The 25,155-nt window shown below is 54.6% G+C and carries 20 protein-coding genes and 1 tRNA gene; 8 read left to right on the top strand and 13 right to left on the bottom strand.

Features of this window, described 5'->3' with window-relative positions; genetic code table 11:
• Positions 1 to 21: 21 nt before the first annotated feature.
• Together C5F52_RS20970 and C5F52_RS20965 are read right to left on the bottom strand one after the other, a co-directional pair.
• Positions 22 to 98, bottom strand: a tRNA-Val gene (locus C5F52_RS20970).
• 31 nt (positions 99 to 129) lie between these two features.
• Positions 130 to 2,325, bottom strand: a complete 2,196-nt coding sequence (locus tag C5F52_RS20965; RefSeq protein ID WP_104800300.1) for a bifunctional (p)ppGpp synthetase/guanosine-3',5'-bis(diphosphate) 3'-pyrophosphohydrolase — start codon at positions 2,323 to 2,325, stop codon at positions 130 to 132.
• A gap of 62 nt (positions 2,326 to 2,387) precedes the next feature.
• Here C5F52_RS20965 and C5F52_RS20960 point away from each other — a divergent pair, with 62 nt between their 5' ends.
• Positions 2,388 to 3,170, top strand: a complete 783-nt coding sequence (locus C5F52_RS20960) for a 3-hydroxybutyrate dehydrogenase (RefSeq protein WP_104800385.1) — start codon at positions 2,388 to 2,390, stop codon at positions 3,168 to 3,170.
• A 105-nt stretch (positions 3,171 to 3,275) separates the two neighbouring features.
• Positions 3,276 to 3,692 (top strand): hypothetical protein, encoded by a 417-nt coding sequence (locus tag C5F52_RS20955; protein ID WP_104800299.1) that lies wholly within the window; start codon positions 3,276 to 3,278, stop codon positions 3,690 to 3,692.
• Here C5F52_RS20955 and ispF read toward each other — a convergent pair.
• The gene (gene ispF / locus C5F52_RS20950; RefSeq protein ID WP_104800384.1) at positions 3,686 to 4,168 is read right to left on the bottom strand and encodes a 2-C-methyl-D-erythritol 2,4-cyclodiphosphate synthase; all 483 of its coding nucleotides are present in this window, start codon (positions 4,166 to 4,168) and stop codon (positions 3,686 to 3,688) included. The two genes, C5F52_RS20955 and ispF, sit on opposite strands and share 7 nt — an antisense overlap.
• Before the next feature lie 26 nt (positions 4,169 to 4,194).
• A complete protein-coding gene (ispD, locus tag C5F52_RS20945; protein ID WP_104800298.1) occupies positions 4,195 to 4,905 on the bottom strand; it encodes a 2-C-methyl-D-erythritol 4-phosphate cytidylyltransferase in 711 nt (236 codons plus the stop codon).
• 58 nt (positions 4,906 to 4,963) lie between these two features.
• Here ispD and mfd point away from each other — a divergent pair, with 58 nt between their 5' ends.
• A complete protein-coding gene (gene mfd, locus C5F52_RS20940; protein WP_104800297.1) occupies positions 4,964 to 8,449 on the top strand; it encodes a transcription-repair coupling factor in 3,486 nt (1,161 codons plus the stop codon).
• A gap of 2 nt (positions 8,450 to 8,451) precedes the next feature.
• Positions 8,452 to 9,066, top strand: a complete 615-nt coding sequence (locus tag C5F52_RS20935) for a hypothetical protein (RefSeq protein ID WP_104800296.1) — start codon at positions 8,452 to 8,454, stop codon at positions 9,064 to 9,066.
• Here C5F52_RS20935 and C5F52_RS20930 read toward each other — a convergent pair.
• A complete protein-coding gene (locus C5F52_RS20930; RefSeq protein ID WP_161499744.1) occupies positions 9,063 to 11,843 on the bottom strand; it encodes a DEAD/DEAH box helicase in 2,781 nt (926 codons plus the stop codon). The genes C5F52_RS20935 and C5F52_RS20930 overlap by 4 nt on opposite strands.
• Positions 11,844 to 12,022: 179 nt before the next feature.
• Here C5F52_RS20930 and serB point away from each other — a divergent pair, with 179 nt between their 5' ends.
• Positions 12,023 to 12,739, top strand: a complete 717-nt coding sequence (gene serB / locus C5F52_RS20925; RefSeq protein ID WP_104800294.1) for a phosphoserine phosphatase SerB — start codon at positions 12,023 to 12,025, stop codon at positions 12,737 to 12,739.
• Between the two features lie 9 nt (positions 12,740 to 12,748).
• On the opposite strand, the gene uvrC is transcribed toward serB, so the two are convergent.
• Positions 12,749 to 14,650, bottom strand: a complete 1,902-nt coding sequence (gene uvrC, locus C5F52_RS20920; RefSeq protein WP_104800293.1) for an excinuclease ABC subunit UvrC — start codon at positions 14,648 to 14,650, stop codon at positions 12,749 to 12,751.
• Positions 14,651 to 14,675: 25 nt separating this feature from the next.
• Here uvrC and earP point away from each other — a divergent pair, with 25 nt between their 5' ends.
• The 3 genes from earP to C5F52_RS20905 all read left to right on the top strand — a co-directional run bounded on the left by earP (position 14,676) and on the right by C5F52_RS20905 (position 17,445).
• Positions 14,676 to 15,863 carry an elongation factor P maturation arginine rhamnosyltransferase EarP gene (gene earP, locus C5F52_RS20915; protein ID WP_236657950.1) on the top strand — a complete coding sequence of 396 codons (1,188 nt, stop codon included), beginning with the start codon at positions 14,676 to 14,678 and terminating at the stop codon, positions 15,861 to 15,863.
• A 75-nt stretch (positions 15,864 to 15,938) separates the two neighbouring features.
• Complete coding sequence (gene efp, locus C5F52_RS20910; RefSeq protein ID WP_104800292.1) at positions 15,939 to 16,493, top strand: elongation factor P; 555 nt, start codon at positions 15,939 to 15,941, stop codon at positions 16,491 to 16,493.
• 88 nt (positions 16,494 to 16,581) lie between these two features.
• The gene (locus tag C5F52_RS20905; RefSeq protein ID WP_104800291.1) at positions 16,582 to 17,445 is read left to right on the top strand and encodes a TIGR00730 family Rossman fold protein; all 864 of its coding nucleotides are present in this window, start codon (positions 16,582 to 16,584) and stop codon (positions 17,443 to 17,445) included.
• Here the strand turns inward: C5F52_RS20905 and C5F52_RS20900 are convergent.
• Genes C5F52_RS20900 through C5F52_RS20870 form a run of 7 tightly spaced genes read right to left on the bottom strand, consistent with a single transcriptional unit; the run spans position 17,420 to position 24,989 of the window.
• Positions 17,420 to 18,571 (bottom strand): MFS transporter, encoded by a 1,152-nt coding sequence (locus C5F52_RS20900; RefSeq protein ID WP_104800290.1) that lies wholly within the window; start codon positions 18,569 to 18,571, stop codon positions 17,420 to 17,422. The two genes, C5F52_RS20905 and C5F52_RS20900, sit on opposite strands and share 26 nt — an antisense overlap.
• Entirely contained in the window at positions 18,568 to 19,830 is a 1,263-nt protein-coding gene (locus C5F52_RS20895; RefSeq protein ID WP_104800289.1) for a DNA recombination protein RmuC, read from the bottom strand. The genes C5F52_RS20900 and C5F52_RS20895 overlap by 4 nt, the downstream gene beginning before the upstream one ends.
• A complete protein-coding gene (locus C5F52_RS20890; protein WP_104800288.1) occupies positions 19,830 to 20,804 on the bottom strand; it encodes a D-glycerate dehydrogenase in 975 nt (324 codons plus the stop codon). Before C5F52_RS20890 ends, C5F52_RS20895 begins: the two co-directional genes overlap by 1 nt.
• Before the next feature lie 13 nt (positions 20,805 to 20,817).
• Entirely contained in the window at positions 20,818 to 22,104 is a 1,287-nt protein-coding gene (gene nhaD, locus C5F52_RS20885; protein ID WP_104800287.1) for a sodium:proton antiporter NhaD, read from the bottom strand.
• Between the two features lie 13 nt (positions 22,105 to 22,117).
• Positions 22,118 to 23,302: a nicotinate phosphoribosyltransferase gene (pncB, locus tag C5F52_RS20880; RefSeq protein ID WP_104800286.1), complete on the bottom strand. Its 1,185-nt coding sequence runs from the start codon at positions 23,300 to 23,302 to the stop codon at positions 22,118 to 22,120.
• A 20-nt stretch (positions 23,303 to 23,322) separates the two neighbouring features.
• Entirely contained in the window at positions 23,323 to 24,027 is a 705-nt protein-coding gene (locus C5F52_RS20875; protein WP_104800285.1) for a nitroreductase, read from the bottom strand.
• A complete protein-coding gene (locus C5F52_RS20870) occupies positions 24,024 to 24,989 on the bottom strand; it encodes a histone deacetylase (protein WP_104800284.1) in 966 nt (321 codons plus the stop codon). The genes C5F52_RS20875 and C5F52_RS20870 overlap by 4 nt, the downstream gene beginning before the upstream one ends.
• Positions 24,990 to 25,155 lie beyond the last annotated feature (166 nt).

Below are 25,155 nucleotides of genomic sequence, written 5' to 3'. Positions count from 1 at the left end.
CGGGCTTGACGGGGAACAATATGGTAGGCGCGATTGGAATCGAACCAACGACCCCCACCATGTCAAGGTGGTGCTCTAACCAACTGAGCTACGCGCCTACATTGTTCGAAGCTGAAAGTATAGCAGACTTCAGCGACGTTTCGCAGTCCGCACCCCACGAACCTCTTTAACCAAGCCCAAGACCTTTTGCAAGCGGCGTGAATCGCCCACCTCGACAGTGAATGTCATCCACGCCAAGTCTTTGACTGACTGGGTTTGCACACCAATCACGTTCATCTTTTCTTTGGCGAACACTTCAGAGATGTCACGTAACAAGCCCTGACGGTCTAAGGCTTCGATGTTCACATCCACCGGATAGACCAAGGCTTGCGCCGAAGCCGACTGCCCCCAGTCCACCTCAATCACACGGTCGCCGCTGCGCAACGCCATTTGACGGAAGTTGCCGCAATCGGCCCGGTGAATGCTCACACCTTTGCCGCGTGTCACAAAGCCACGAATTTCATCGGGCGGTGCAGGCTTGCAGCATTTGCTGAGTTGCGTGAGCAACGAGTCAATGCCCACCACCAACACGCCACTCTTAGAAGCTTTGTCGTTAGGTTTGGCTTTCTTCAGGCGTACATAGTCATCCGCCACCATGGGCGCGGCTGGGGGATTGAGCAATGTCTCAATGTTGCGCAGAGAAAACTCGTCTTTGCCTACGACCTCAAACAAGGCTTCGGCCGACTTAAAGCCCAGTTGCGAGGCTAAGTCATCCAGCTTCATCGCTGTTTTGCCTTCACGCTGCAAAAGCTTTTCTACAGCCTCGCGGCCTTTGGCCGCGGTTTCTTGCATGGCTTGGGCGTTGAACCATGCCCTCACCTTCGAACGCGCACGTGAGCTGGCCAAGAAGCCAAGCTCCGGATTCAACCAATCACGCGAAGGACCGCCTTCCTTGATGGCGGTCACCTCCACCGTCTGGCCGTTTTTGAGCTGCGTATTCAGGGGGACCATCGCGCCATCCACGCGCGCACCACGGCAACGGTGACCGAGATTGGTGTGCAAGGTGTAGGCAAAGTCAATCGGTGTGCCGCCTTGGGGCAGCTCGACCACAGCAGCATCCGGTGTGAGCACATAAATGCGATCACTCAGTGCATCGGTGGTGGCTTGGCTTTGTGCACCGGCTGAGAGCTCGCGCTCCCACGCCAAGAGCTGACGCAACACCGCAATCTTGGCGTCGTAATCGCCAGAGGCACTCACCCCCGCATAGCCCTTGGCCCCAGCCTCTTTGTAGGCCCAATGCGCAGCCACGCCGTGCTCGGCGTGGTCGTGCATTTCTTGCGTGCGAATTTGAATTTCAATCGGACGCCCCTGCACGTCGCGCACCACCGTGTGCAACGACTGGTAGCCGTTCGATTTGGGCTTGGCAATGTAATCGTCAAACTCAGAATCAATCGGTGCAAACTGGGTGTGCACCATGCTCAATGTGGCATAGCAATCGGGCACCGAAGGCACTACCACACGTAAAGCACGCACGTCAAAGACGCGTGAAAAGTCGAGCGACTTGCCGCGCATTTTTTTCACGATGCTGTAAATGTGCTTGGGTCGCCCCGCCACTTGCGCTGTGATGCCTTGGGCTTTCAAGTCAGCCTCAAGACGCTCGCGCAACTGCACCATGTAGTTCTCGCGCTCCACACGCTTTTCATCGAGGAGCTTGGCGATTTCACGGTAGGTCTTAGGCTCAAGGAAGCGGAAAGACAAATCTTCCATTTCCCATTTGATTTGCCAAATACCCAAACGGTTGGCCAGTGGCGCAAACACATGCAAAGACTCATAAGCCAAGCTGTGCGGTACTGGCAGCTTGCTAGCGGCAAAGTGGCGCAGGGTTTGCAAGCGCGACGCCAAGCGCAGCAAAACCACACGCAAATCACGCGAAAACGCCAGCAACATCTTGCGCACGTTCTCGGTTTGCAAAGCTGCCACTTGTGATTCAGCTGCCACAGCGCGAGCTTGGCGCTGCACACGAATCAAGCGAGTGGTTTCCAAAGCCAACTCGGCGTAACTAGCGCCAAAGGCTTTGGCAATCACCTCCTCTGGCTTTTGCAAATGTTCTGAGGCGTAAACCAAGTAACAAGCAGCTTGCATAGCCTCTGAGCCACCAATCACGCTCAAGATTTGGGCGACCGCGTCCGCATGCGCCAACACGTCTTCGCCCGTATCCAGCGCCGCGCCCATAAGCAAAGGCTGGGCAAAAGCGCGCGCACGCGTCAGCGCCTCAGGTTGATCTGGCAAATCTTGCAACGTGGCGCTCAAGAGCGATGTGCGCTGCGTTTCTCCGTTATGTTTCATGTAAGCCGCTGAACCACATAATGTCTATAGGTTTCTCATCGTAATGCATGGAGTTTTCAAAAATGTCAGAACGCACACTTGTCGGTAAAACAGCTTTGGTCACCGGTTCCACCAGTGGCATTGGTTTGGGTATTGCCAAAGCCTTGGCTCATCAAGGCGCCAACATCATTCTCAACGGCTTTGGCGACACCGAAGGCCCCAAGGCCGAAATAGCAGCCTTGGGCGTCCAAGTTGCTTATCACGGCGCAGACATGAGCAAAGCCGCAGACATCGAAGACATGATGAAGTTTTCAGCCGACACCTTTGGTGGCGTGGACATTTTGGTCAACAACGCGGGCATCCAGCATGTGGCCTCGGTGGAAGACTTCCCCGTGGAGCGCTGGGACGCCATCATCGCCATCAACCTCACCAGCGCTTTCCACACCTCGCGCTTGGCTCTGCCCTACATGCAAAAACAAAACTGGGGCCGCATCATCAACGTGGCATCCATTCACGGCTTGGTGGGCTCTGCCCAAAAGTCTGCCTATGTGGCGGCCAAACACGGCATCGTGGGTTTGACCAAAGTTACCGCCCTTGAAAACGCCACCACAGGCGTGACCTGCAACGCCATCTGTCCTGGCTGGGTGCTCACACCCTTGGTTCAAAAGCAAGTGGATGCCAAAGCTGCAGCCTTGAATATTTCTAATGATGAAGCCATCAAGCTGCTGCTGGGTGAAAAAGAACCTTCGATGCAATTCACCACCCCCGAAGAACTGGGTGAGTTGGCTGTGTTCTTCTGCTCTAAAGCCGGCAACAACGTGCGCGGTGTTGCTTGGAATATGGACGGGGGTTGGACTGCACAGTAATTAATTTGAGAGATTTGGCTGTATTTGTAATACTTTTCAATTAAATGCGATAATTTTTTTACTTACAATTACATCATCGAGTCAAATCTCTCTTACCTTCGAGGTATGACACAAACCTACCCTAAAGAAACCAGTAAATTTGCAGATCGTTTTCGCGCCGCTCTCAAAGATGCGGGCGTCCGAGTTTCTGCAACTGTCGTCGCAAATGAGTTCAACTTGCGGTACTGGGGAGAGGGCATCTCTTCACACGCTGCACGCAATTGGCTCATGGGTGTGTCCATTCCTAAGCAAGACAAGCTCTTGGTTTTGTCCAAGTGGCTCAAAATTTCACCCGAAGGTTTGTTGTTTGGTACGCCACCACCCCGCCCTGCGGATGAAGCCTTGACCGACGAGCGCATCAATTTGGTCGACCAACAGTTGATTTCTCGCTACTTCGGCTTGCAACCCGAACACCGCCGCGTGGTGCGCGAAGTGGTAGAAGGTTTAGCCGCCTTAGGCCCTAAACCTCCCAGCCATCAATAAATCAACGCCACTGCGCGAGCTTCCATACTTAGGCCCTGTCCCACAGGGCCTATTTTTTCGGCTGTCTTCGCCTTCACATTCACGCGCGACACATCAATCTCTAGCGCCTCAGCAATGCGTTGACACATCGCTGGCATGTGCGCTGCCAGCTTAGGTGCTTGCGCAATCACGGTGCTGTCGATGTTGCCAATCTGAAAACCTGCGGCGCGTACCATCTCGGCCGTCTTTTGCAGCAACACCCAAGAGTCAGCGCCTTTGTAGGCGGCATCGGTGTCTGAAAAATGTCGGCCAATGTCGCCCAACGCTGCGGCTCCCAGCAAGGCGTCGGTGATGGCATGCAGCAACACATCTGCGTCTGAATGACCTAGCAAACCGTGTGTGTGTGCAATGTGCATCCCGCCCAGCATGAGCGGGCGACCTTCTACCAAAGCATGCACATCCCAGCCTTCACCAATTCGAAATGAGGGTACCGTCATCGTGCGTTCTTTCAATCGAGCATGCGTCATTGACGCGAATTCAAAATAGCAGCCGCCAAGGCAAAGTCTTCAGGGTAAGTTACCTTGAAGTTTTGCGCGTTGCCGGGCACGAGCAACGGGCTCAAACCCATTGCCTCGATGGCACTGGCTTCATCAGTTACTGCAGCACCTGCGTGTTCTAAGGCTTGTAGCAACACGCCTATGCGAAACATTTGCGGCGTTTGCGCCAACCACTTGTCAGAACGGTCCACCGTTTGGGCCACACGGCCGTTGGCCTCTGCTTTCAAAGTATCAGCCAATTTGTGAGCCAGTAAACCACCCGCCGCATCGTCTTGGCAAGCATCTATCAACGCATTGATTTGTTCAGGCGTCACCAAGCAACGCGCCGCATCGTGTACCAATACCCAATCCGTGTCGTGTGCGCCCTGCTTCACCAGTTCACGCAAGCCTGCCAACACGCTCTGTGCACGTGTGGCTCCGCCTGTGCGCGATGTTTCAAACATAGGCTGCGGATGCGCAGCCAACACACCCGCCATGTGCACATCATCAGGGGCCAGCACCAGAACACCTTTGGCCATACGCTGCACGCCTGCAAAAGCTTTGAGCGTGTGCACCACTATGGGCAGGCCTGCAATGGCTTGGTATTGCTTAGGCATTGCCGTGCCCGCGCGGCTGCCAAAGCCTGCGCAAGGAATGACGGCAAAAAAACGAAGAGGGCTGTTGGTGTGTAAGGACATTAAATAGGTTTGAGCCTCAGCAAATAGAAAGCTCAGCCCCCATTCTAGAATTACCCCAATGCACCTGCCCTCTTTGAGTCCCGGCAAACGATTTGCCATGCCCCGCCCTGTCGGCTCTGCGGACGCATTGCTGCTCGCACAGCTGAGCACGCGCGAAAAATCCAAACACCAACGTGTCGCCATGATCACCGCCGATGCAGTGGATGCCCAGCGCCTGCAAGACGAAATGGCGTTCTTCGCCCCAGACTTGCGCTGCGTGCTTTTCCCAGACTGGGAAACGCTGCCCTACGACAGCTTCTCGCCCCACCAAGATCTGATTAGCGAACGGTTAGCCACTTTGTGGCGCATTTCGCAGGGCGACGCCGATGTGGTGCTGATTCCAGCCACCACAGCGCTTTACCGCTTGGCTCCGCCTGCCTTCTTGGCGGGCTACACCTTCCACTTCAAAGTCAAGCAGGCGCTGGATGAAGCCAAGCTTAAATCTCAGCTCACGCTGGCGGGCTACACGCACGTCACGCAAGTTGTCAGCCCAGGCGAATACGCGGTGCGAGGCGGTTTGATTGACCTGTTCCCCATGGGCTCGTTGGTGCCTTATCGCGTCGATTTGTTTGACAACGAAATCGACTCCATTCGCACATTTGACCCCGACAGCCAACGCAGCCTCTATCCCGTGCCCGAAGTACGCTTGTTGCCAGGCCGCGAGTTCCCCATGGACGATGCCGCGCGTGCGCTGTTTCGCAACCGTTGGCGCGAAATGCTCGATGGCGACCCAACCAAGAGCCGCATCTACAAAGACATAGGCAACGGCGTGGCCACCGCTGGTATTGAGTACTACCTGCCGTTGTTCTTTGAAGAAACCGCCACGGTGTTTGACTACCTTGGCACTTCGGCCACGGTGGTGTTGCATGGCGACTTAGAGCCCGTGTTCCAACGCTTTTGGCAAGACACGCAAGACCGCTATCGTTTGGTGCAAGGCGACCCCGAGCGTCCTGCTTTGCCGCCTGCCAATTTGTTTTTAAGCGCCGAACAGTTTTACGCTTCTGCCAACAGCTACGCACAATTTGCACTGCGCCCGCATGTGACCGATGTGATTGACAACGCGTTTGCTCAAGCACTGCCCGACCTCACCGTGGTTCGCGGTGCGGCAGACCCACTGCAAAAGCTGCAAGCGTACGCTGGCAAAACAGCCAACCGCTTGCTCATCTTGGCCGAGAGCGATGGCCGCCGCGAAAGCTTGCTCGATTTCTTGCGCTCGTCCAACGTCAGCCCACCTGCGTTTGATTCGCTGGCAGAGTTCGAAGGCAGCGCCGAAAAAATCGGCATTGCAACCGCCGCATTGCAAATTGGCTTTAGCTGGACCGAAGCTGGCCTCGACCTGATCACCGAGACCGAACTGTTTGCAGTCGGTGCAACCACGCGCCGCCGCAAGAAACAAGAACAAGTCAGCGATGTCGAAGCGCTCATCAAAGACTTGTCCGAACTCAACTTGGGCGACCCCGTGGTGCACAACGCCCACGGCATTGGTCGCTACCGTGGCCTGATCAACATGGACTTGGGCGAGAAGAATGCCGACGGAACACCCGCGCTGCAAGAGTTCTTGCACCTTGAATACGCCGACAACGCCGTGCTCTATGTGCCTGTGAGCCAGCTGCATTTGATTGGTCGCTACACCGGCGTGAGTGCCGACGAAGCACCATTGCACAAACTCGGCTCTGCCCAGTGGGACAAAGCCAAACGCCGCGCTGCCGAACAAGTGCGCGATGCCGCCGCCGAGCTGCTGAACATCTACGCCCGCCGCGCCGCACGCCAAGGCCACCCCTTCCGCTACTCGCCGCAAGACTACGAAACCTTTGCCAACGATTTTGGCTTTGAAGAAACCGCCGACCAACGCGCTGCTATTCACGCCGTCATGCAAGACATGATCAGCCCTCGCCCCATGGACCGCTTGGTGTGTGGCGATGTGGGCTTTGGCAAAACCGAGGTGGCCTTGCGCGCCGCCTTTGTGGCCGTGACGGGTGGCAAGCAAGTGGCCTTCTTGGCCCCCACCACTTTGCTAGCCGAGCAGCATTACCAAACATTGGTAGACCGCTTCAGCAAGTGGCCCATCAAAATTGCCGAGATGAGCCGCTTTCGCTCGGCCAAAGAAATCACTGCTGCTGCCAAAGGTTTGGCTGAAGGCCAAGTCGACATCGTGGTTGGCACGCACAAGCTGCTCAGCGAGTCGGTCAAGTTCAAAGACCTAGGCTTACTCATCATCGACGAAGAACACCGCTTTGGCGTGCGTCACAAAGAAGCCATGAAAGCCATGCGCGCAGAGGTGGATGTGCTCACGCTCACCGCCACGCCCATTCCGCGCACGCTGGGCATGGCCCTCGAAGGCCTGCGTGATTTAAGCGTCATCGCCACGGCGCCACAACGCCGCCTAGCCATCAAAACCTTTGTCCGCAACGAAGGCAATGGCGTGATTCGTGAAGCCGTGCTGCGCGAACTCAAACGTGGCGGCCAGTGTTATTTCTTGCACAACGATGTGGCCACCATTGAAAACCGCCGCGCGCAGCTAGAAGAGCTGCTGCCCGAGGCACGTATCGCGGTAGCCCACGGCCAAATGCCTGAGCGCGAACTTGAACGTGTCATGCGCGAGTTCGTAGCCCAGCGCTACAACATGCTGTTGTGCTCCACCATCATCGAAACTGGCATTGACGTGCCCAGCGCCAACACCATCATCATGAGCCGCGCCGACAAATTTGGTTTGGCACAGCTGCACCAGCTGCGCGGTCGCGTGGGTCGCAGCCATCACCAAGCCTATGCCTACCTCATGGTGCCCGACACACAGGGCCTCACCAAGCAAGCCTCGCAACGCTTGGATGCGATTCAGCAAATGGAAGAACTTGGATCAGGCTTTTACCTCGCCATGCACGACCTTGAAATTCGTGGCGCAGGCGAAGTACTGGGCGAAAACCAAAGCGGCAACATGCTGGAAGTGGGCTTTCAGCTTTACAACGAAATGTTGTCTGAGGCCGTGCGCGCGTTGAAGAACGGAGAAGAGCCAGACTTGCTCAGCCCCTTGAGCGCCACCACCGAAATCAACCTGCACGCCCCCGCCCTGCTGCCCGACGACTACTGTGGCGATGTGCACCTGCGCTTGTCGTTCTACAAGAAATTGGCCACTGCCAAAACGGGCGACCAAATTGACGCACTGCTGGAAGAAATCGTGGACCGCTTTGGCAAACTGCCTGCGCAAGCGCAAACCCTCATCGACGTACATCGCCTGCGCGTACAAGCCCGCAGCTATGGTGTGACTAAGGTAGACGCTGCACTCGGTGTGACCCACATCAGCTTCAAGCCCAACCCACCGTTTGACGCCATGCGCATCATCGAGCTGGTGCAAAAAAACAAGCACATCAAACTGGCTGGCAATGACCGCTTGCGCATCGAGCGCGAGCTGCCTGAACCACAAGCCCGTGCGCAAATGGTGCGCGATGTGTTGCGCTCACTCGGCACACCCACCGCGCCTGTGGCCAAGGCGGCAGAGGCACAGTCATAACCATGGACTTTGAAATCGCTGTCATCTTGGCTTGCCTGTGTGCATCGCTGTGGCTCAAACCTTGGCGCATGCTGGTGGGCACTGAACTGCTCACGCCCTTGCTGGCCACCTTGGTGCTGCTGCCGTGGCTGTGGGCCTTGCCCAGCTTGCACCACATGCCGCTGCAGCTGCATTGGTCGGGTGCACCACTGGTCACACTCATGCTGGGTTGGCCCTTGGCTGTGCTGGCCCTCGTGGCGGTGGGCATCATCACCACCTTGATATCGGCCACCTCGGTAGACACCGCGACCGCCCTCATCGTTTGGCAAGGCTTGCTACCCGCCACCTTTGCTCTGCTGTTGGGCGCAGCGTTGCGCCGCTGGGTGACGCACCACCCGTTTGTGTATGTGCTGGGCCGAGGCTTTTTGTGCTCGGTGCTGTGCATCTTTGCAGCCAGCCTCTTGGCCCAGTGGACAGGGCACGAACTACCCAATGTGAGCAGCGGCTTGTCCGTCATCGCGTTTTGGCTCATGGCCTGGGGTGACGCGTTCATCACGGGCATGATATGCGCCATCTTTGTGGCGTTCAAGCCTTATTGGTTGGCTACTTGGTCCGATCAGATTTATTTAAAAAGTTAATTACTCTCAACGGTCACCTTCGTACGTGGCACGCCCGAATGAACAATTTCTCTGAGCGCATTTTCAATAACCACCTCTTCGTTGCTACCCGTCGTTGAAAGCCTAACCAAAGACAAATCGATGTGTTTAAGAACTGTGTTTTTCACCTTATCTCGCTCTGATTGAATCGTTCCTGGTCGATGGAATTTCCACCCATCAACTTCGACTCCTAGAATTGGTAATTTTCCGATAGTGTCGTACACCAACAAATCAACATGCGCCCAAGGATGGCGAGCAAATTCCCGCTCACGTTCATTTAACTTGGAGGCATCACCAATCAGCCATGCAAGCGGCGCATGCCTCATACAAGAAAGACTCATTTTTGAAAAATCGGGTTTTGCTAAGACATGTTTAACAACGGCTTCAGCAAGACTCTCGGAGTCCCACTCGGATGTACGACCGTGATCATCCAAAAATTGTTTACGAACCTCAGCGTAATCTTTATAGAGCAAATCAAACACTGAACGAACTTCAGAATGTTTGACTAATTGATTTTGGTAACGAATATAGCGAACAAGATCCCCAAAATTTGTATCGAAGTTATCGCGTTCGTTAGACATGATGACCGTGAAGCTTCTTTGCGCTCTAGACACTGCGACGTTCAGCATTTGCGGATCATCGACAAACTCGCCAATTTCATTGTCGACTGTAGACATGATGATGGCTTGCTTCTCTCGACCTTGGAAGCCATGCACTGTATCAACCTCGACTTCAGAACCTAAGGTTTGTTTGAGCATAGCCACTTGATCTCGATATGGCGCAATAACCCCGACATCAGTCACTCCTTTTCGAAGCAAGTCTGGCTGTATTTCTTGCTGGATAACTTCTGCCTGACGTTGATTGATGCGTACCCGTGCATGATTGCCTAATGGAGTAAAAATCACCTGCATTACATCTGACTCACCCTCATCTTTTGTCATAACAATGAGTTGGTTGTCATAAAACTTCTGATTGAAGAATCCAGCAATCTTCGGATGACAACGGTAATGCTCTTTCAGCAAAACATTAGGCGCCTGAGGCCACATTGCTTTTGCAGAAGAAAGCAAGCTTTGATTTGCGTAATTCCACGCTTGGCAACTCAAGTCATACTTATTCCAAACATCCAAAGTTCGTTGTTTTATGTTGGAAGAAATGACATTCGGCAGCTGTTTTTCATCACCGACGATGACCGCACGTTTCGCACACGACAAGGCAAGAGTACCAGTTGCAACATCAACCTGTGACGATTCATCAAGAATAATGAGGTCATAAAGGCAATCTGGTGATAAAGAAGTTTTTATTGAATGTGTTGTACTGAAGACAACAGGATATTCTTTTAAGAAAGTATCGTACTTAGACCACAACTCGCGGCTTGTAAATTTCGTTCGTTCCGCTTGATGACAAAACCTCTTAGCAACGATTTCCCGCAACAACTTCCATGACGTTTCTTGAACCTCTTGCTGCACAGTTAGAAAGTTATTCTCATTCAGAACACTCTCCACTTGTGACAATTGCTCCTGCAACTCTGACAAATACGTCTGGTAGTAAAGACTGCGTAAAACCATCGCACCTTCAGAGAAGAGCTGACGTCGTCTTTTTCGCCCCCGTATTCCATAGATAAAAATTTCTTTTACTAAACGGAAAAAATTTATTTGCACACGCCAGTCGACTTCTTCGACTTCGACAAGCAAGTTCAACAAATCATGTGCTGACAATTTTCGAGATAAGCTGAAAGCCATCTCTGATGGCTTTGTTTCTTGCAATCTTTTGTGAAGCTCAAACTCTGCCCGAGTTTGAGAGATCTTCCCAACAAGCATCGCACGCTCATTGTTTGCCTGAATCAATCGATCAAGGGAAATTGTCAATAACTTGAGGTGTGCCTCAAGCTCACAGAGACTGCTCCCCTCATTACGTGGTTGGTAAATCCAGTCTGGATATGCACTTTGCCGTTCAATAAATAAATCTTTATTTGCTCTCCGTCCGAGGGGGGCAAGCAAAAAACCTAACCCATGCTTCTCAAGTTTTTCTGCAACATTTTGAGTCGCCGCATTATTGTTAGAAACAACCGCCACTGTTTGACCCAAACGAATTGCATTTGCAATCACATTTAGAATGGTTTGCGTTTTACCTGTGCCTGGCGGCCCTTGAACAAGAACAACTTGTGATTGAAATGCCTTCTCAACAGCGACCTTCTGACTGACGTTCGTGCCGAACGGATAAATTAATACCTCAGGTGACTCTAACGCCTTTAATGCAGCATCTGGTGTCAAATATTTGGCGAGAACGCTGGCATCAGAAACTTGAGATAAAAAACCAAACTGTTTGCTTAAGAGAGATTGATCTTCATTATTTTGAACGCCAACTACTTCCGTAATTGAACGAAAGTAATCTAGTGCAGTCTTGCAGGCTGGATCAACTGCAATATTGCGTTCAACATCCACATCTGAAACGTTATATGGCCTGCGTTTTCCGTGCGATGTCACAAGATAAAAATCAACATATTTGGTAATGCTCTCAACACCCAAAAGAATCTTACCTCTAACGCGAAGTTGAACTTCGGCTGGATTGTGAGTCGTAATGGGATCCTCCAACTGACGCACCCGCTCTTGAGAGTACGGAAAAATCTTCTCTGGATTACTCTTGAACCGAATATGAATGCGAACGCCATTCGGAGCAAAAAGGCACTCAAGAATTTCGTCCGTTTTATCTTCCCAAATACCGTCTTTGCTGAGAACAAGCACAACTTTTTTTTCATTCATCACACATCCTCCACTCATGGAAAGAGTGCTGCGACAAACAAATATTCATGAAAACCTTCCTTAGTTTGGCTCTATCTGCAGTAAACGCATATGCAACATATGTATGCAAAAATTATCACCTTATTTCATTCAAGAGCTACCAAATTACCCATCATTCGGTAACCCGATAATCACACCCCATGACTTCTGCAACCGAATTCGCCCCCGACCTTGCCATCCAAGGCTTCACCGCCCCCCTGAAACTCCAAGACTTCAAACTCATCGCGTTTGACATGGACTCGACGCTCATCAACATCGAGTGCATTGACGAGATCGCAGATGCTGCAGGCCGTAAGGCCGAGGTGGCGGCTATCACCGAGGCAGCAATGCGCGGTGAAATTACCGATTTCAAAGACAGCTTGCGCCGCCGTGTGGCGCTGCTCAAAGGCGTACCCGAAACCGCCTTGAACGAGGTGTTTGAACAGCGCCTGCGCTTGAACCCAGGCGCTAAAACATTGGTAGACACCTGCAAAGCCCACGGCATGAAAGTGTTGTTGGTCAGCGGCGGCTTTACCTTCTTTGCCGACCGTGTGTGCGAGATGCTCAACATCGACTACGCCCGCAGCAACGTGCTGGCGATTGACAACGGCCACCTCACAGGTGATGTGGTCACGCAAGACTGGGGCGATATTTGTGACGGCGCAGAAAAGCGCAAGATGCTGCTGCACATCTGCGCGCAAATGGGCATCAGTCCCAAACAAGCCATTGCCATGGGCGATGGCGCGAACGATTTGCTGATGATGGGCGAAGCGGGTTTGTCGGTGGCGTACCACGCCAAACCCAAGGTGCGTGAGCAAGCCATGGTGGCTATCAACGAAGGTGGCTTGGATCGTTTGCTGGAAGTCGTCAAAGCCTAAAGCTAGTGACTAGCGCAGCGCGTTGTAAATCGTTTGCGCCAACTCTTCCGAAATACCTTCCACGGTACACAGGTCAGCCACGCTGGCATCGCCCACGCCGCGTGCTCCGCCAAAGCGCTGCAGCAACTTGGCGCGTTTCTTTGGCCCAACACCTGGAATTTCTTCGAGCTTGCTGCCACCCACACGCACTTTGGCGCGTGCGGCACGCATGCCGGTGATGGCAAAGCGGTGGGCCTCGTCGCGAATTTGCGCCACCAGCATCAACGCAGCTGAGTCACGGCCGAGGTACACCTTCTCGCGACCATCGGCAAACACCAACTCTTCTAGGCCCACTTTGCGGCCCTCGCCTTTTTCCACGCCCACGATGCGAGAGAGGTCAAGCCCGAGCGACTCAAACACCTCACGCGCCATCGACACTTGGCCTTTGCCGCCGTCAATGAGCACGAGGTCGGGCAGCTTACCCTCGCCCGCACGCACGGCCTCCGCCAGCTTGCTGTAGCGACGCACCAGCACTTGGCGCATGGCGGCGTAGTCGTCACCACCCGTGATGCCATCGATGTTGTAACGGCGGTATTCGGCGCTTTGCATTTTGTGGTGATGAAACACCACGCACGACGCCTGCGTGGACTCGCCCGAGGTGTGCGAAATGTCAAAGCACTCCACACGGAACTGTTCTAAATCTTCAGGCGCTAAATCAAGCGCGTCTACCAGAGCACGCGTGCGCGCTTGTTGCGAGCCCTCTTCAGCCAGCAAACGGGCCAGTTGAATATCTGCGTTTTGTTGCGCCATTTCTAGCCATACGCGGCGTTGCTCGCGTGGGTTGTGCACGGCAGTAATCTTCACGCCGGTTTGCTCGGTCAACGCTTGCAGCAATTCTTTGTCCACCGCGTGGCTGGTGATGAGCGCGGGCGGTACTGGCACATCCAAATAGTGCTGACTCAAAAACGCCTCCAGCACCTCGGTGGGCTCAGCATCGTCCACATGCACAGGGAAGTAAGGCCGGTCACCCAAGTGGCGGCCACCACGCACCATGGCCAAGTTGACACAAGCTTTGCCACCTTGAACTTTGACGGCGAGGATGTCCACGTCTTGGTCGCCCACGGTGTCCACCGCTTGTTGATGCAGCACTTTGGAGAGCGCACTCATTTGGTTGCGCAGCTCTGCGGCTTGTTCAAACTCCAGCCTCTCGGCGTGCGCCATCATCCGTGCTTCGATGCTGCCCATCACCTCTTGGGTTTCGCCGCGCAATAAGCGCATGGCGCTGTCCACATCGCGCTGGTAATCGGGCACAGAAATCAGCCCCACACACGGCCCCGAGCAACGCTTGATTTGAAACAGCAAACACGGACGCGTGCGGTTGTTGAACACCGTGTCTTCGCAGGTGCGCAAGCGAAACACTTTTTGCAGCAGCTGAATGGCCTCGCGCACCGCCCACACGCTGGGGTATGGGCCAAAGTAATCGTGGCGTTTGTCTACCGCGCCTCGGTAATACACCACGCGTGGCACTTGTTGGGGGCTGGGGTTGACGCTTGGCTTAGGCGGCTCGTCTATCTTGACTGCCACACCACGCGTCATCTTCAAATACGGATAGCTCTTGTCATCCCGAAACAAGATGTTGTACTTGGGCTTGAGCGTTTTGATGAGGTTGTTTTCCAGCAGCAGCGCCTCGGCCTCCGAGCGCACCACCGTGGTTTCCATACGCACAATCTTGGTCACCATGTGGCCAATGCGTGTGCCACCGTGGTCTTTTTGGAAATAGCTCGACACCCGCTTTTTCAGGTTGATGGCCTTGCCCACGTACAGCACTTGCTCTTGCGCATCAAAGTAGCGGTACACACCGGGCAGCGCAGGCAAGCTGGCCACCAGCTCTAACAGCTCGGGTGGGTGGCGTGGTGCGGTTTTTTCTTCCATCCCTGTATTGTGGACAATCTGAGGCGTGAAATTCGATACCCCTTCATCACCCAGCCTGCGTTGGGATATTTTTTGTCGCGTCATCGACAACCACGGCGACCTCGGTGTGTGTTGGCGGCTATGCGCTGATCTCGCGCAGCGCGGCCACGCTGTGCGCTTGTGGGTGGATGACGCTTCAGCACTCGCCTGGATGGCGCCGAAAGGTTGTGCGGGTATCACTGTTCATGCTTGGCCTGATGATGCAGCCATGCAATCCCTGGCTCAAGATAGCACGTTCAACATAGGCGATGTGGTGGTCGAAGCCTTCGGCTGCGAACTCCCCGAAGCGTTTCAAGCACTCATGGCACAAGGCAGATTGCCCATCTGGGTCAACCTCGAATACCTGAGCGCCGAGGGCTACGTGGCCCGCTCGCACGGCTTGGCTTCACCCGTGATGAGCGGCCCTGCACGCGGGATGACCAAATGGTTTTTCTATCCGGGCTTCACGCCCGACACGGGTGGTTTGTTGCGCGAGCCGAATTTGCTTGAAGCCCCCACCGCAACAACGACACCCAGTGGCGGCACACCCAGCACCGTGACCACAAGCCAAACTCGGCAATCCAAGTTTGACCGCGCAGCCTGGCTAGCTGGCCTGCCACTCGACAAACCCATCGCAGCCAACGAGCGCCTCATCAGCCTGTTTTGCTACGAACCCGCAGCCTTGCCCGATTTGCTAAAACAACTCAGCCAAGCAGCCACCCCCGCCCGTTTGCTTGTAGCCCAAGGTCGACCCAGAGCGGCCGTAGCAGCGGCCACCCAGGCCCTGCACATGTCCAGCCGCGGCGCAGGCCTGCTACACATCAGCCAACTGCCCTACCTCAGCCAAACAGACTTTGACCACTTGCTGTGGGCTTGCGACTTCAACTTTGTGCGTGGCGAAGACTCGCTGGTGCGCGCCCTGTGGGCAGGCAAACCGTTTGCATGGCACATCTACCCGCAAGACGATTTGGCTCACCACGACAAGCTGCAAGCCTTTGAAGCAGCGCTGGACATGCCTGCCGATTTAAGGAAATTTCACGCGGTTTGGAACGGCTTAGAAACAGGGCCACTTCCTGCGCTATCCCGCACCGCCATTGACCATTGGCATGCTTGGGGCCATCAAACGCAACAGCGTTTATTGGCCCAAACCGACCTCACCAGCCTATTACTCAGTTTCGTGGCCCAAAAACGCTAAAATAAGCGGCTTTGCGAACCCCGTCGCAGCCAATGCTGCTTGGGCCACAACCCTCTTAGAAAACTTCACATCACTATGAAAACCGCACAAGAAATCCGCGTTGGCAACGTCATCATGCACGGCAAGGACCCCATGGTTGTCCTGCGCACCGAATACCAACGTGGCGGCCGTGGCTCTTCCACCGTTCGCATGAAATTGAAAAGCTTGATCGCTAACTTCGGTACCGAAGTCGTGTTCAAGGCCGACGACAAGATGGACCAAGTCATCTTGGACAAGAAGGATTGCACCTACTCTTACTTTGCAGACCCCATGTACGTGTGCATGGACGCCGACTTCAACCAATACGAAGTCGAAGCCAGCAACATGGGCGACGCTCTGAACTACCTCGAAGACGGCATGGAACTCGAAGTGGTGTTCTACGACGAGAAAGCTATTTCTGTTGAATTGCCTACCAACGTGGTGCGCGAAATCACTTGGACTGAGCCAGCTGTCAAAGGCGACACATCAGGCAAAGTGTTGAAGCCCGCCAAACTCGCAACAGGCTTCGAAGTGGCTGTGCCATTGTTCGTGGCCCAAGGCGACAAAGTCGAAGTCGACACACGCACAGGCGAATACCGCAAGCGCGTCTAAGCCTTCAACGGTTTAGCCAATCAAGGCTCCTTCGGGAGCCTTTTTTATGGCCCACGTATCCGTCATGTCTGCCATGTAACATCACTGCATGGATGGAATGCTAGACCCTCACGACCGACGCCTTGCCGAAGCTTGGGAAACCCTCAAAGCGCACTATGACAACGGCGACTCCCTCAAGCCCGAGTCGAACCGATTGGCGTTTGCCGACCCCGAGTTTTTGCTGCGTCGCGAGACGCGCGGCTTGCGCATTCAGATGGAAATTCTTAAGCCCGATTTGGCGCACATCGAACGCGGCATCGAGCATACGGTGGTGATTTTTGGCAGCGCACGTTTTCGCAGCGAAGAAGCATCACACCTGCAACTCATGCAAGCACGCGCCAGCGGCGATGAAGCCGCGATTGCCAAAGCCGAAGTCTTGGTGCGCAACGCGCGCTATTACGAACAATCACGCGCCTTGGCCCACACCATCACCAAATTCAGTGAAGGCAAAACCAACGGACGCAAGCTGTTCATCTGCACGGGCGGTGGCCCTGGCATCATGGAGGCGGCCAACCGTGGCGCACAAGAAGCGGGCGGCATCAGCGTAGGGCTCAACATCGCCCTACCCCACGAACAAACACCCAACCCTTACATCACGCCCGGCCTGAGCTTCAAGTTCCACTACTTTGCCTTGCGCAAAATGCATTTCATGATGCGCGCCAAAGCCTTGGTGGCATTCCCTGGCGGATTTGGTACCTTGGACGAATTGTTTGAAACGCTCACGCTGGTGCAGTGCAAAAAATCCAAGCCCGTGCCCATCGTGCTGTTCGGCAGCGCATATTGGAAGCGTTTGTTCAACCCCCACGTGTTGGTGGAAGAAGGCGTGATTTCAGAGGAAGACTTGGACTTGTTCACCTACGTCGACAGCGTGGACGACGCTTGGAACTTCATTCGCTCTTTTTATGAACTCTGAGCAAATACGCGCTGCGCGAGCCCAAGCCCACCACGGCTGACACACACCAAAACACCCCGCTGATGCCAATGACGGTGCCTGCTGCGCCAAACACCATGGGCATCAGCACACTCGATGCGTTGATGCCCATCAAGCGAAGGCCCAGCGCCTCACCATGCCGATGCTCTGGCGTGATTTGGTGCAAGGTACTCATGATCATGGGTTGAACACCGCCCAACGACAAGCCCACCAACACCGAGCATGCCCCCATCAACCAAGCCGTCTCGGTAAACGGGTAGACGGCCAACATGAACGAGGTGATGAGCATCGCACCCGTGACCACTTGCCACTCGTGCAAACGTGCGGCGATGAACGGCATCATCATGCGAATGAAAGCTGCAGCCAGTGCAAATACGCCCAAGATCGTGCCAATCGCCGAAGCACTCAGACCGCGCTCGTGACCCAAGATAGGCACGACAAAGGTGTGCACATCCCAACATGCCGACAAAAACCAATTGACCATCAGCAAGCGCCGAAACATGGGGTCGTTCAACAAATCCCAAGCGCTGTTGTTTTCATGCCCTTCGGGCTTCACCACCTTGGGCAACTCATGCGCTTGGCGGATCCACAACCACGCGATCACAGGCAACAAAGCCATCGCAGCAAATGCCCACTGAAAGCCGGCATGGTCAATCAACAAACCCGCGGTGAATGGGCCAATGAAGTTTGAAAATGCAGGCGCGATGGACAGCCAACTGAACGCTTGCTTCATCTGCGCCAAGCCCTGCGCGGCACGCCCCACGTGGCGTTGCAAAGCAATGATGGCAATGCCCGTGGCACCGCCCGTCATCAAACCACTGAAACACAACACAGGAAAGACGGGCCATACCGCGGCAGCGCCTGCACCGATGGCCCCCATGAGCACGCTCCACAACACAGGACGTTTCAAACCATGCAGGTCCGCATAGCGGCCTGCGGGCAAGGCCAAGAACACTTGGGTCAAGGCAAACATGGCGAGCAAAAAGCCAACGGCAGCTTCGCTTTGGCCATTGCGCAAAGCCAGCAAAGGGGCGGCCATGCGCATGCCCGCCATACAAGCGTGCAGGCACACCTGGCCTGCAATCAGCTTGGTGAGTTCACGTTTCAAACTTTGGCGTCCGCTTTCACGTCAGATTCTTCCAAGGCGTCGTCAAACTTGGGCAACAAGGCTTGCGCTTCACCTTCGGGCAAAGCTTCGACGTTCTTCAAGGCACGGCGCATTTGACGACTACGCGTATCGGCACGGTCCAAAGTGTCGGCCGCTTTTTGCACTTGCTCGCGCACCTTCTCCACCCAATCGCCATAACGCTCAAACTCGGTTTTGACGGCGCCTAATACTTTCCACACCTCAGAGGCTTGCTGTTCCAGCGCCAATGTGCGAAAGCCCATGTGCAAGCTGTTGAGCATGGCCAGCAAGGTGGTGGGGCCAGCGAGCGTAACGCGGTAGTCACGCTGCAAGGTGTCCATCAAACCGGGGCGACGCAACACCTCGGCATACAAGCCTTCTGTGGGCAAAAACAAAATCGCAAAGTCGGTGGTGTGCGGCGGTGCCAAGTAGCTCTCGGCAATGCTCTTGGCTTCGGTACGAATGCGCACTTCCAACGCTTTGGCCGCCACCTCGGCAGCCACACCATCGGCGCGGTCTTGCGCATCGAGCAAGCGCTCATAGTCTTCGCGGGGAAACTTGGCATCAATCGGCAGCCACACGGGCTCGCCGTCTGCACCGCCTCGACCGGGAAAGCGAATGGCAAAGTCCACGCGCTGGTTGCTGCGCGGTTTGGTTTCGACTTGCTTAGCGTATTGCTCAATCGTGAGCACTTGCTCGAGCAAGGCTTCGAGCTGTACCTCGCCAAACATACCGCGTGTTTTGACGTTGGTCAGCACGCGCTGCAAGCTACCCACACCATCGGCCAGCTTTTGCATTTGGCCTAGGCCGTTGTGCACTTGCTCCAGTCGCTCCGCCACTTGTTTGAAGCTCTCAGACAAACGTTTTTCCAACGTGGTTTGCAGCTTCTCGTCCACCGTGCGGCGCATTTCATCCAGCTTATCGGCATTGCTTTTTTGCAGCTGCTGCAACTGCTGGTTGAGCGTGTCGCCAATGCTTTTTTGCATCAGCGTGAGTTGCTGCACTTGGCTTTGCTGAAACAGTGCGAGGTTTTGTGTCAACTCTTGACGACCACCGCGTGAAGACTCGGTAATTTCGGTGCGCAGCTCGCGCTCGATGCGCTCCAACTTTTCATGCATGCTTTGCAGGCTCTGCTGCAAAGCCGAAGCAGCGGCTTCGTTGCTGCCGCTGGGACGGCGCAACAGCAGCACCAACAACAAGGCGTTGAGCGCGCCAACACCCACCGCAATCCAAATTTCCATCATGCCGTGACCGTGTTCAAAGGTGTCACCGATTTGCCTTGCGTGAAATAGCTGATGAGGTTGTCTGCCGCCAAATTGGCCATGGCCAAACGCGTAGCAATCGATGCACTGGCGATGTGCGGCGTGAGCACCACATTGGGCACGGTCAACAAATCTGGGTGAACTTTGGGCTCGCCCTCAAACACATCCAAACCAGCGGCTGCAATTTGTTTGTTGCGCAAGGCTACAGCCAAAGCGGCATCGTCCACGATGCCACCGCGTGCGATGTTGATGAGCGTGGCTGTGGGCTTCATCTGCGCCAACTCCGCTGCACCAATGGTGTGATGCGATGCGGCGCTGTAGGGCACCACCAACATCACGTGGTCTGCGGTTTTCAGCAACTCTTCTTTGCTCACATACGTGGCTTTGCATTCAGCTTCAGACTCAGCGCTCAAGCGTGAACGGTTGTGATAAATCACCTTCATGCCAAAGCCGTGCGCGGCGCGGCGCGCAATGCCTTGGCCAATGCGGCCCATGCCCAAAATGCCAATGGTGCTGCCGTGCACTTCGGCTCCCGCAAACATGTCGTAGCGCCATTGCGTCCACTCGCCACGGCGCAGGTAGTGTTCGCTCTCGGTGATGCGGCGCGCCGTGGCCATCAACAACGCAAAGCCAAAGTCGGCAGTGGTTTCAGTCAGCACATCGGGCGTGTTGCTGGCTTGCACACCTTGGGACGTCATGGAGGGCACATCAAAGTTGTTGTAACCCACGGCCATGTTGGCCACGGCTTTGAGGTTGGGGCAAGCGTTCAAAACGTCCGCATCCACAGGGTCAGAACCGGTAGTGAGTGCACCCACGTGCTGGGACAGCGCTTGCGTCCAAGAAGCTTTGGTCCAAGGTGTGTCCGCTTGGTTGTCGGTCACAACAAAATGCTCGCGCAAGCGAACAAGCGTCTCTTCAAAAATAGGACGGGCAACGATGATTTTGGGTTTCATAGACAACTTTCAATTAATGCGTGAGCGCGTACTCAACGATGTAGACCAGAGCACCAGAAAAGTAGCCAATCAAAGCTAGCCCACTGATTTTTTTAACGTACCAAACAAAATCAATTTTTTCCAATCCCATGGCTGCCACGCCTGCGGCAGAACCGATGATCAAAATCGAGCCACCGGTGCCTGCGCAGTAAGCCAAGAACTCCCACAAGAAACTATCAGCGGGGTATTGCGTGAGGCTGTACATGCCCATCGATGCAGCCACCAGTGGCACGTTATCAACAATGGCACTGACCACGCCGATGATCATCACAATCACATCTTGACGCCCCACCGATTGGTCCAGCCAAGCGGCAAGGTCAGACAAGATATGGGTGTGTTCCAAGGTGGCGACTGACAACAAGATGCCAATAAAGAAAACAATGGACGGCATGTCAATGCGTGTGAGTGCATGCGTGAGCGACAAATGCGCTTTGTCTTCATGGTCTTTTGTGCGGTGCACCAAATCACCCACAAGCCAAAGAACGCCCAAGCCAAACAGCACGCCCATGAAAGGCGGCAAGTGTGTCCACGTCTTGAAAGCTGGCACTGCGACCAAAATCCCAAGTCCTAAGAAAAACATGAGGTTGCGTTCAAACGCAGTGGTGACGTGCAATGACTGCTCAGACGCATTGGCCACGGGGGGTACCACAGCTTTTCCTTTGAGCAAAAAACTGGTCACAAACAACGGCACCAACAAGTTCACCAATGACGGCAAGAACAAGCCTTTGATGATTTCCAAAGCGGTAATTTGCCCGCCAATCCAAAGCATGGTGGTGGTCACATCACCAATGGGTGACCAAGCACCGCCCGCATTGGCCGCGATGATGATGATGCCGGCAAAGAACAAACGGTCTTCACGTTTGTCGAGTAGCTTTTTCATCAACGACACCATGACGATGGTCGTGGTGAGGTTGTCCAAAATGGCACTCAGAAAAAACGTCACAAAACCCACCAACCACATCAGGCTTGAGAGCTTCGTGGTTTTGATGCGTGAGGTGATGACTTCAAAACCATTGTGCGCATCCACCACTTCAACGATGGCCATGGCCCCCATCAAAAAGAACACGATCTGCGCCGTGCTGATGAGCGACTCGCTCAGGTGCTCACCCACCACATGGGCATCCCCTGTGTTCACAGCATAGATGGTCCACAACAAACCTGCCCCCACCAAAGCCGATGCAGATTTGTTAATTTTGAGCGGATGCTCAAACGCGATGGCAGCATAGGCCAAGACAAAAATAACAACCAAAGCAGTCAACATACAAGCTCCAAAATTAAGCAGGTTGTGCGATGTCAAACACTTGACGCAAATACGCCAAATAGTTTTCATCGTCACACATCCCTTTGCCAGGTGTGTCTGACAGTTTGGCCACAGGCTGGCCATTGCACTGCGTCATCTTGATGACGATTTGCAAAGGCTCGTAGCCCAAGTCATTGGTCAAATTGGTGCCGATACCAAATGCCAATTGGCAACGGCCACGGAACTGTTGGTACAAGGCGATGATTTTTTCAACCGTCAAGCCGTCAGAAAAAATCAAGGTCTTGGTCAGCGGATCCACACGGTTGTTGCGGTAGTGCGCAATCATGCGTTCACCCCACGTGAAGGGGTCGCCACTGTCATGGCGTGCGCCATCGAACAGTTTGCAAAAGTACATGTCGAAGTCGCGCAAGAACGGCTCAATGCCATACACATCGCTCAGGGCAATGCCCAAGTCGCCACGGTATTCACGCGCCCAGGTCTCAAACCCAAACACTTGGCTGTCACGCAAGCGTGGCCCCAAAGCTTGGCAGGCTTGCAAGTACTCATGCGCCATGGTGCCCAAAGGCGTGAGACCGAGCTTCATCGCAAACAAGGCATTGCTGGTACCCGCCAACTGCCCAGAGGGGCCCGTACCCAGCTTGGAGGTCAACACACGCAGCAACTCTTCGTGCCAAGCCCTTGAAAAGCGTCGACGTGTGCCGTAGTCGGCAATTTTCAAATCGCTCAAACGCTCGGCGTGCAAGGCATCAATCTTTTGATCCAGGCGCTTGCGACCCTCCAAGAAGTCAGGCACGGTTTGTGTGTTGCGAAAGTACACCTCATTGACGATGGCCAACACAGGAATCTCAAACAGAATGGTGTGCAACCAAGGGCCTTGAATGCTGATGTCAATCTCACCGTTTGGGAGTGCATTCACCTGGATGTATTTTTCATTCAGGCGAAACAGCCCCAAGAAGTCGACAAAGTCACTCTTGATGAAACGCAAGCTGCGCAGCCAAGTCAACTCGGCGTCTTGGAACTGCAAGCTGCACAGCGAGCGAATTTCGTCACGAATTTCCTGCACGTACGGTGCCAGTGCCACGCCGGGGTTGCGGCACTTGAATTTGTACGACACCTGCGCACTCGGGAACTGATGCAGCACGGCCTGCATCATGGTGAATTTGTAAAGGTCGGTGTCGAGCAGGCTGGTGATGATCATCGCAAACTAACTTAATAAACTCAGGCCACCCAGTGGGTGAACTCATTCACAGGCACGCGGGGCGTGACCAAGGTGTTGACTTTGTCACTCTCGTCGGCATAGCCCAAGGACATGCCGCACACCATCATTTCGCCCTCGCTCGCACCGATGTGCGGCAGGATGATGCTGTGAAAACCATTCCATGCGGCTTGTGGGCAGGTGTGCAAACCACGTGCACGCGCAGCCAACATGATGTTTTGAATGAACATGCCGTAGTCAAGCAAAGAGCCACGACCCATGATGGGGTCGATGGTGAACATCAAGCCCACAGGTGCATCAAAGAACTTGAAGTTGCGTTGCTGCTGTTCATGCATGCGGTCTTTGTCGCCCTTGCCTATGCCCAGCAGGCCGTACAAACTCCAGCCGTTTTCACGGCGGCGGTCGATGAAGGGGCTGACCCATTTTTCGGGGTAATAGTCGTATTGCTCGGTGTACTGCTGGGCCACTTCGGGGTTGGCACGAATCGCTTCGTGAGCGGCACACACTTTGTCAACCAAGGCATCACGTGTGGCGCCTTGCAACACATAGACCTTCCAAGGCTGGGTGTTGGTGCCCGAAGGTGCGCGGCTGGCCACTTGCAAAATTTCCGTGATGAGTTCACGCGACACAGCTTGCTGCGTGAAGGCGCGTGCAGACATGCGTGAGGTGATGGCGTGGTCAACAGCGGCCACATTGGAATCGGTCATCGGTGAGTCTCCTTTGCTTGATTTGAGTCTTGGTTCAGATTTTGCCAGCGTCGCCAGTACGCATAGGCGACACGGTAGGTGTTGACTTGCGCCTGCACTGTGTCAGCCATTTCTTTGCCGTAGCCCCCCGCCATCGAGAAAGCCAAGGGGATGCGCTTGGACCAAGCCCAGTCAAACACACGGCGGTCACGGGCCTCTAGGCCATCAAAGCTCAGGCTCAAGCGCCCCAAACGGTCGCCCTCGTGCGGGTCAGCACCCGCCAGGTAAATCACAAGCCCAGGCGTAAAGCGAGCCTCTAGCTCAGCCAAGGCGTGTTCCAACGCCTCTAAATAGGCTGCATCAGCACAGCCATCGGGCAGCTCAATGTCTAAATCGCTGGCTTCTTTGGCAAACGGAAAGTTACGCGCCCCGTGCATGGACAGGGTGAACACCTGCTCGTCTCGCTCAAAGATGCGCGCTGTGCCGTTACCTTGGTGCACATCCAAATCAATGATGGCGACTTTCAAGGGCTGCTTGTTCACCCGCCCCCACTCGGCTTGCATCAGGCGCGTGGCCACGGCTGCATCGTTGAACACACAAAAACCACTGCCCTTGTCCGCATACGCGTGGTGCGTGCCCCCTGCCAAGTTGGCCGACACCCCCTGCCCGCCAAACAAGGCCGTGCGTGCAGCCATCACCGTGGCACCTGCCGAGCGACGTGAGCGCTCAACCATGGCGGGCGTCCATGGAAAACCAATTTCTTTTTGCTGAGCCTCGCTCAATGTGCCTTGCACCACGGACTGGATGTAGCTGGGTGCATGCACCAAAGCCAGCTCGCCGTCACTCGCGGGCTCGGCTGCGGCCAACTCGACTTCGGGTAGTTCTGCGCCCAAACGCTCGCGCAGCAAGCGGTACTTGGCCATGGGAAAACGGTGGCCAGGCGGCAAGGGCAACACGAATTGGTCCGAATAAAAAGCGCGCATAACCCTTGAAAACCGCATGAAACAGGGATGCATTGTCACCAATTTGCAAAAACCTTCAGTTTTAGAACCTCACCTCTAATCAGCCCTTCCAAGCCCCAAACCCTCTTGCAAAGCTGCGGGATAACCCTAAACTTCAACCCAATGCTGCACCGCAACATTTTTTGCA

Source organism: Limnohabitans sp. TS-CS-82 (assembly GCF_002943475.1).
Note: the sequence above shows the minus strand (reverse complement) of the source record. Positions and strands in the feature narration are given on the sequence as shown.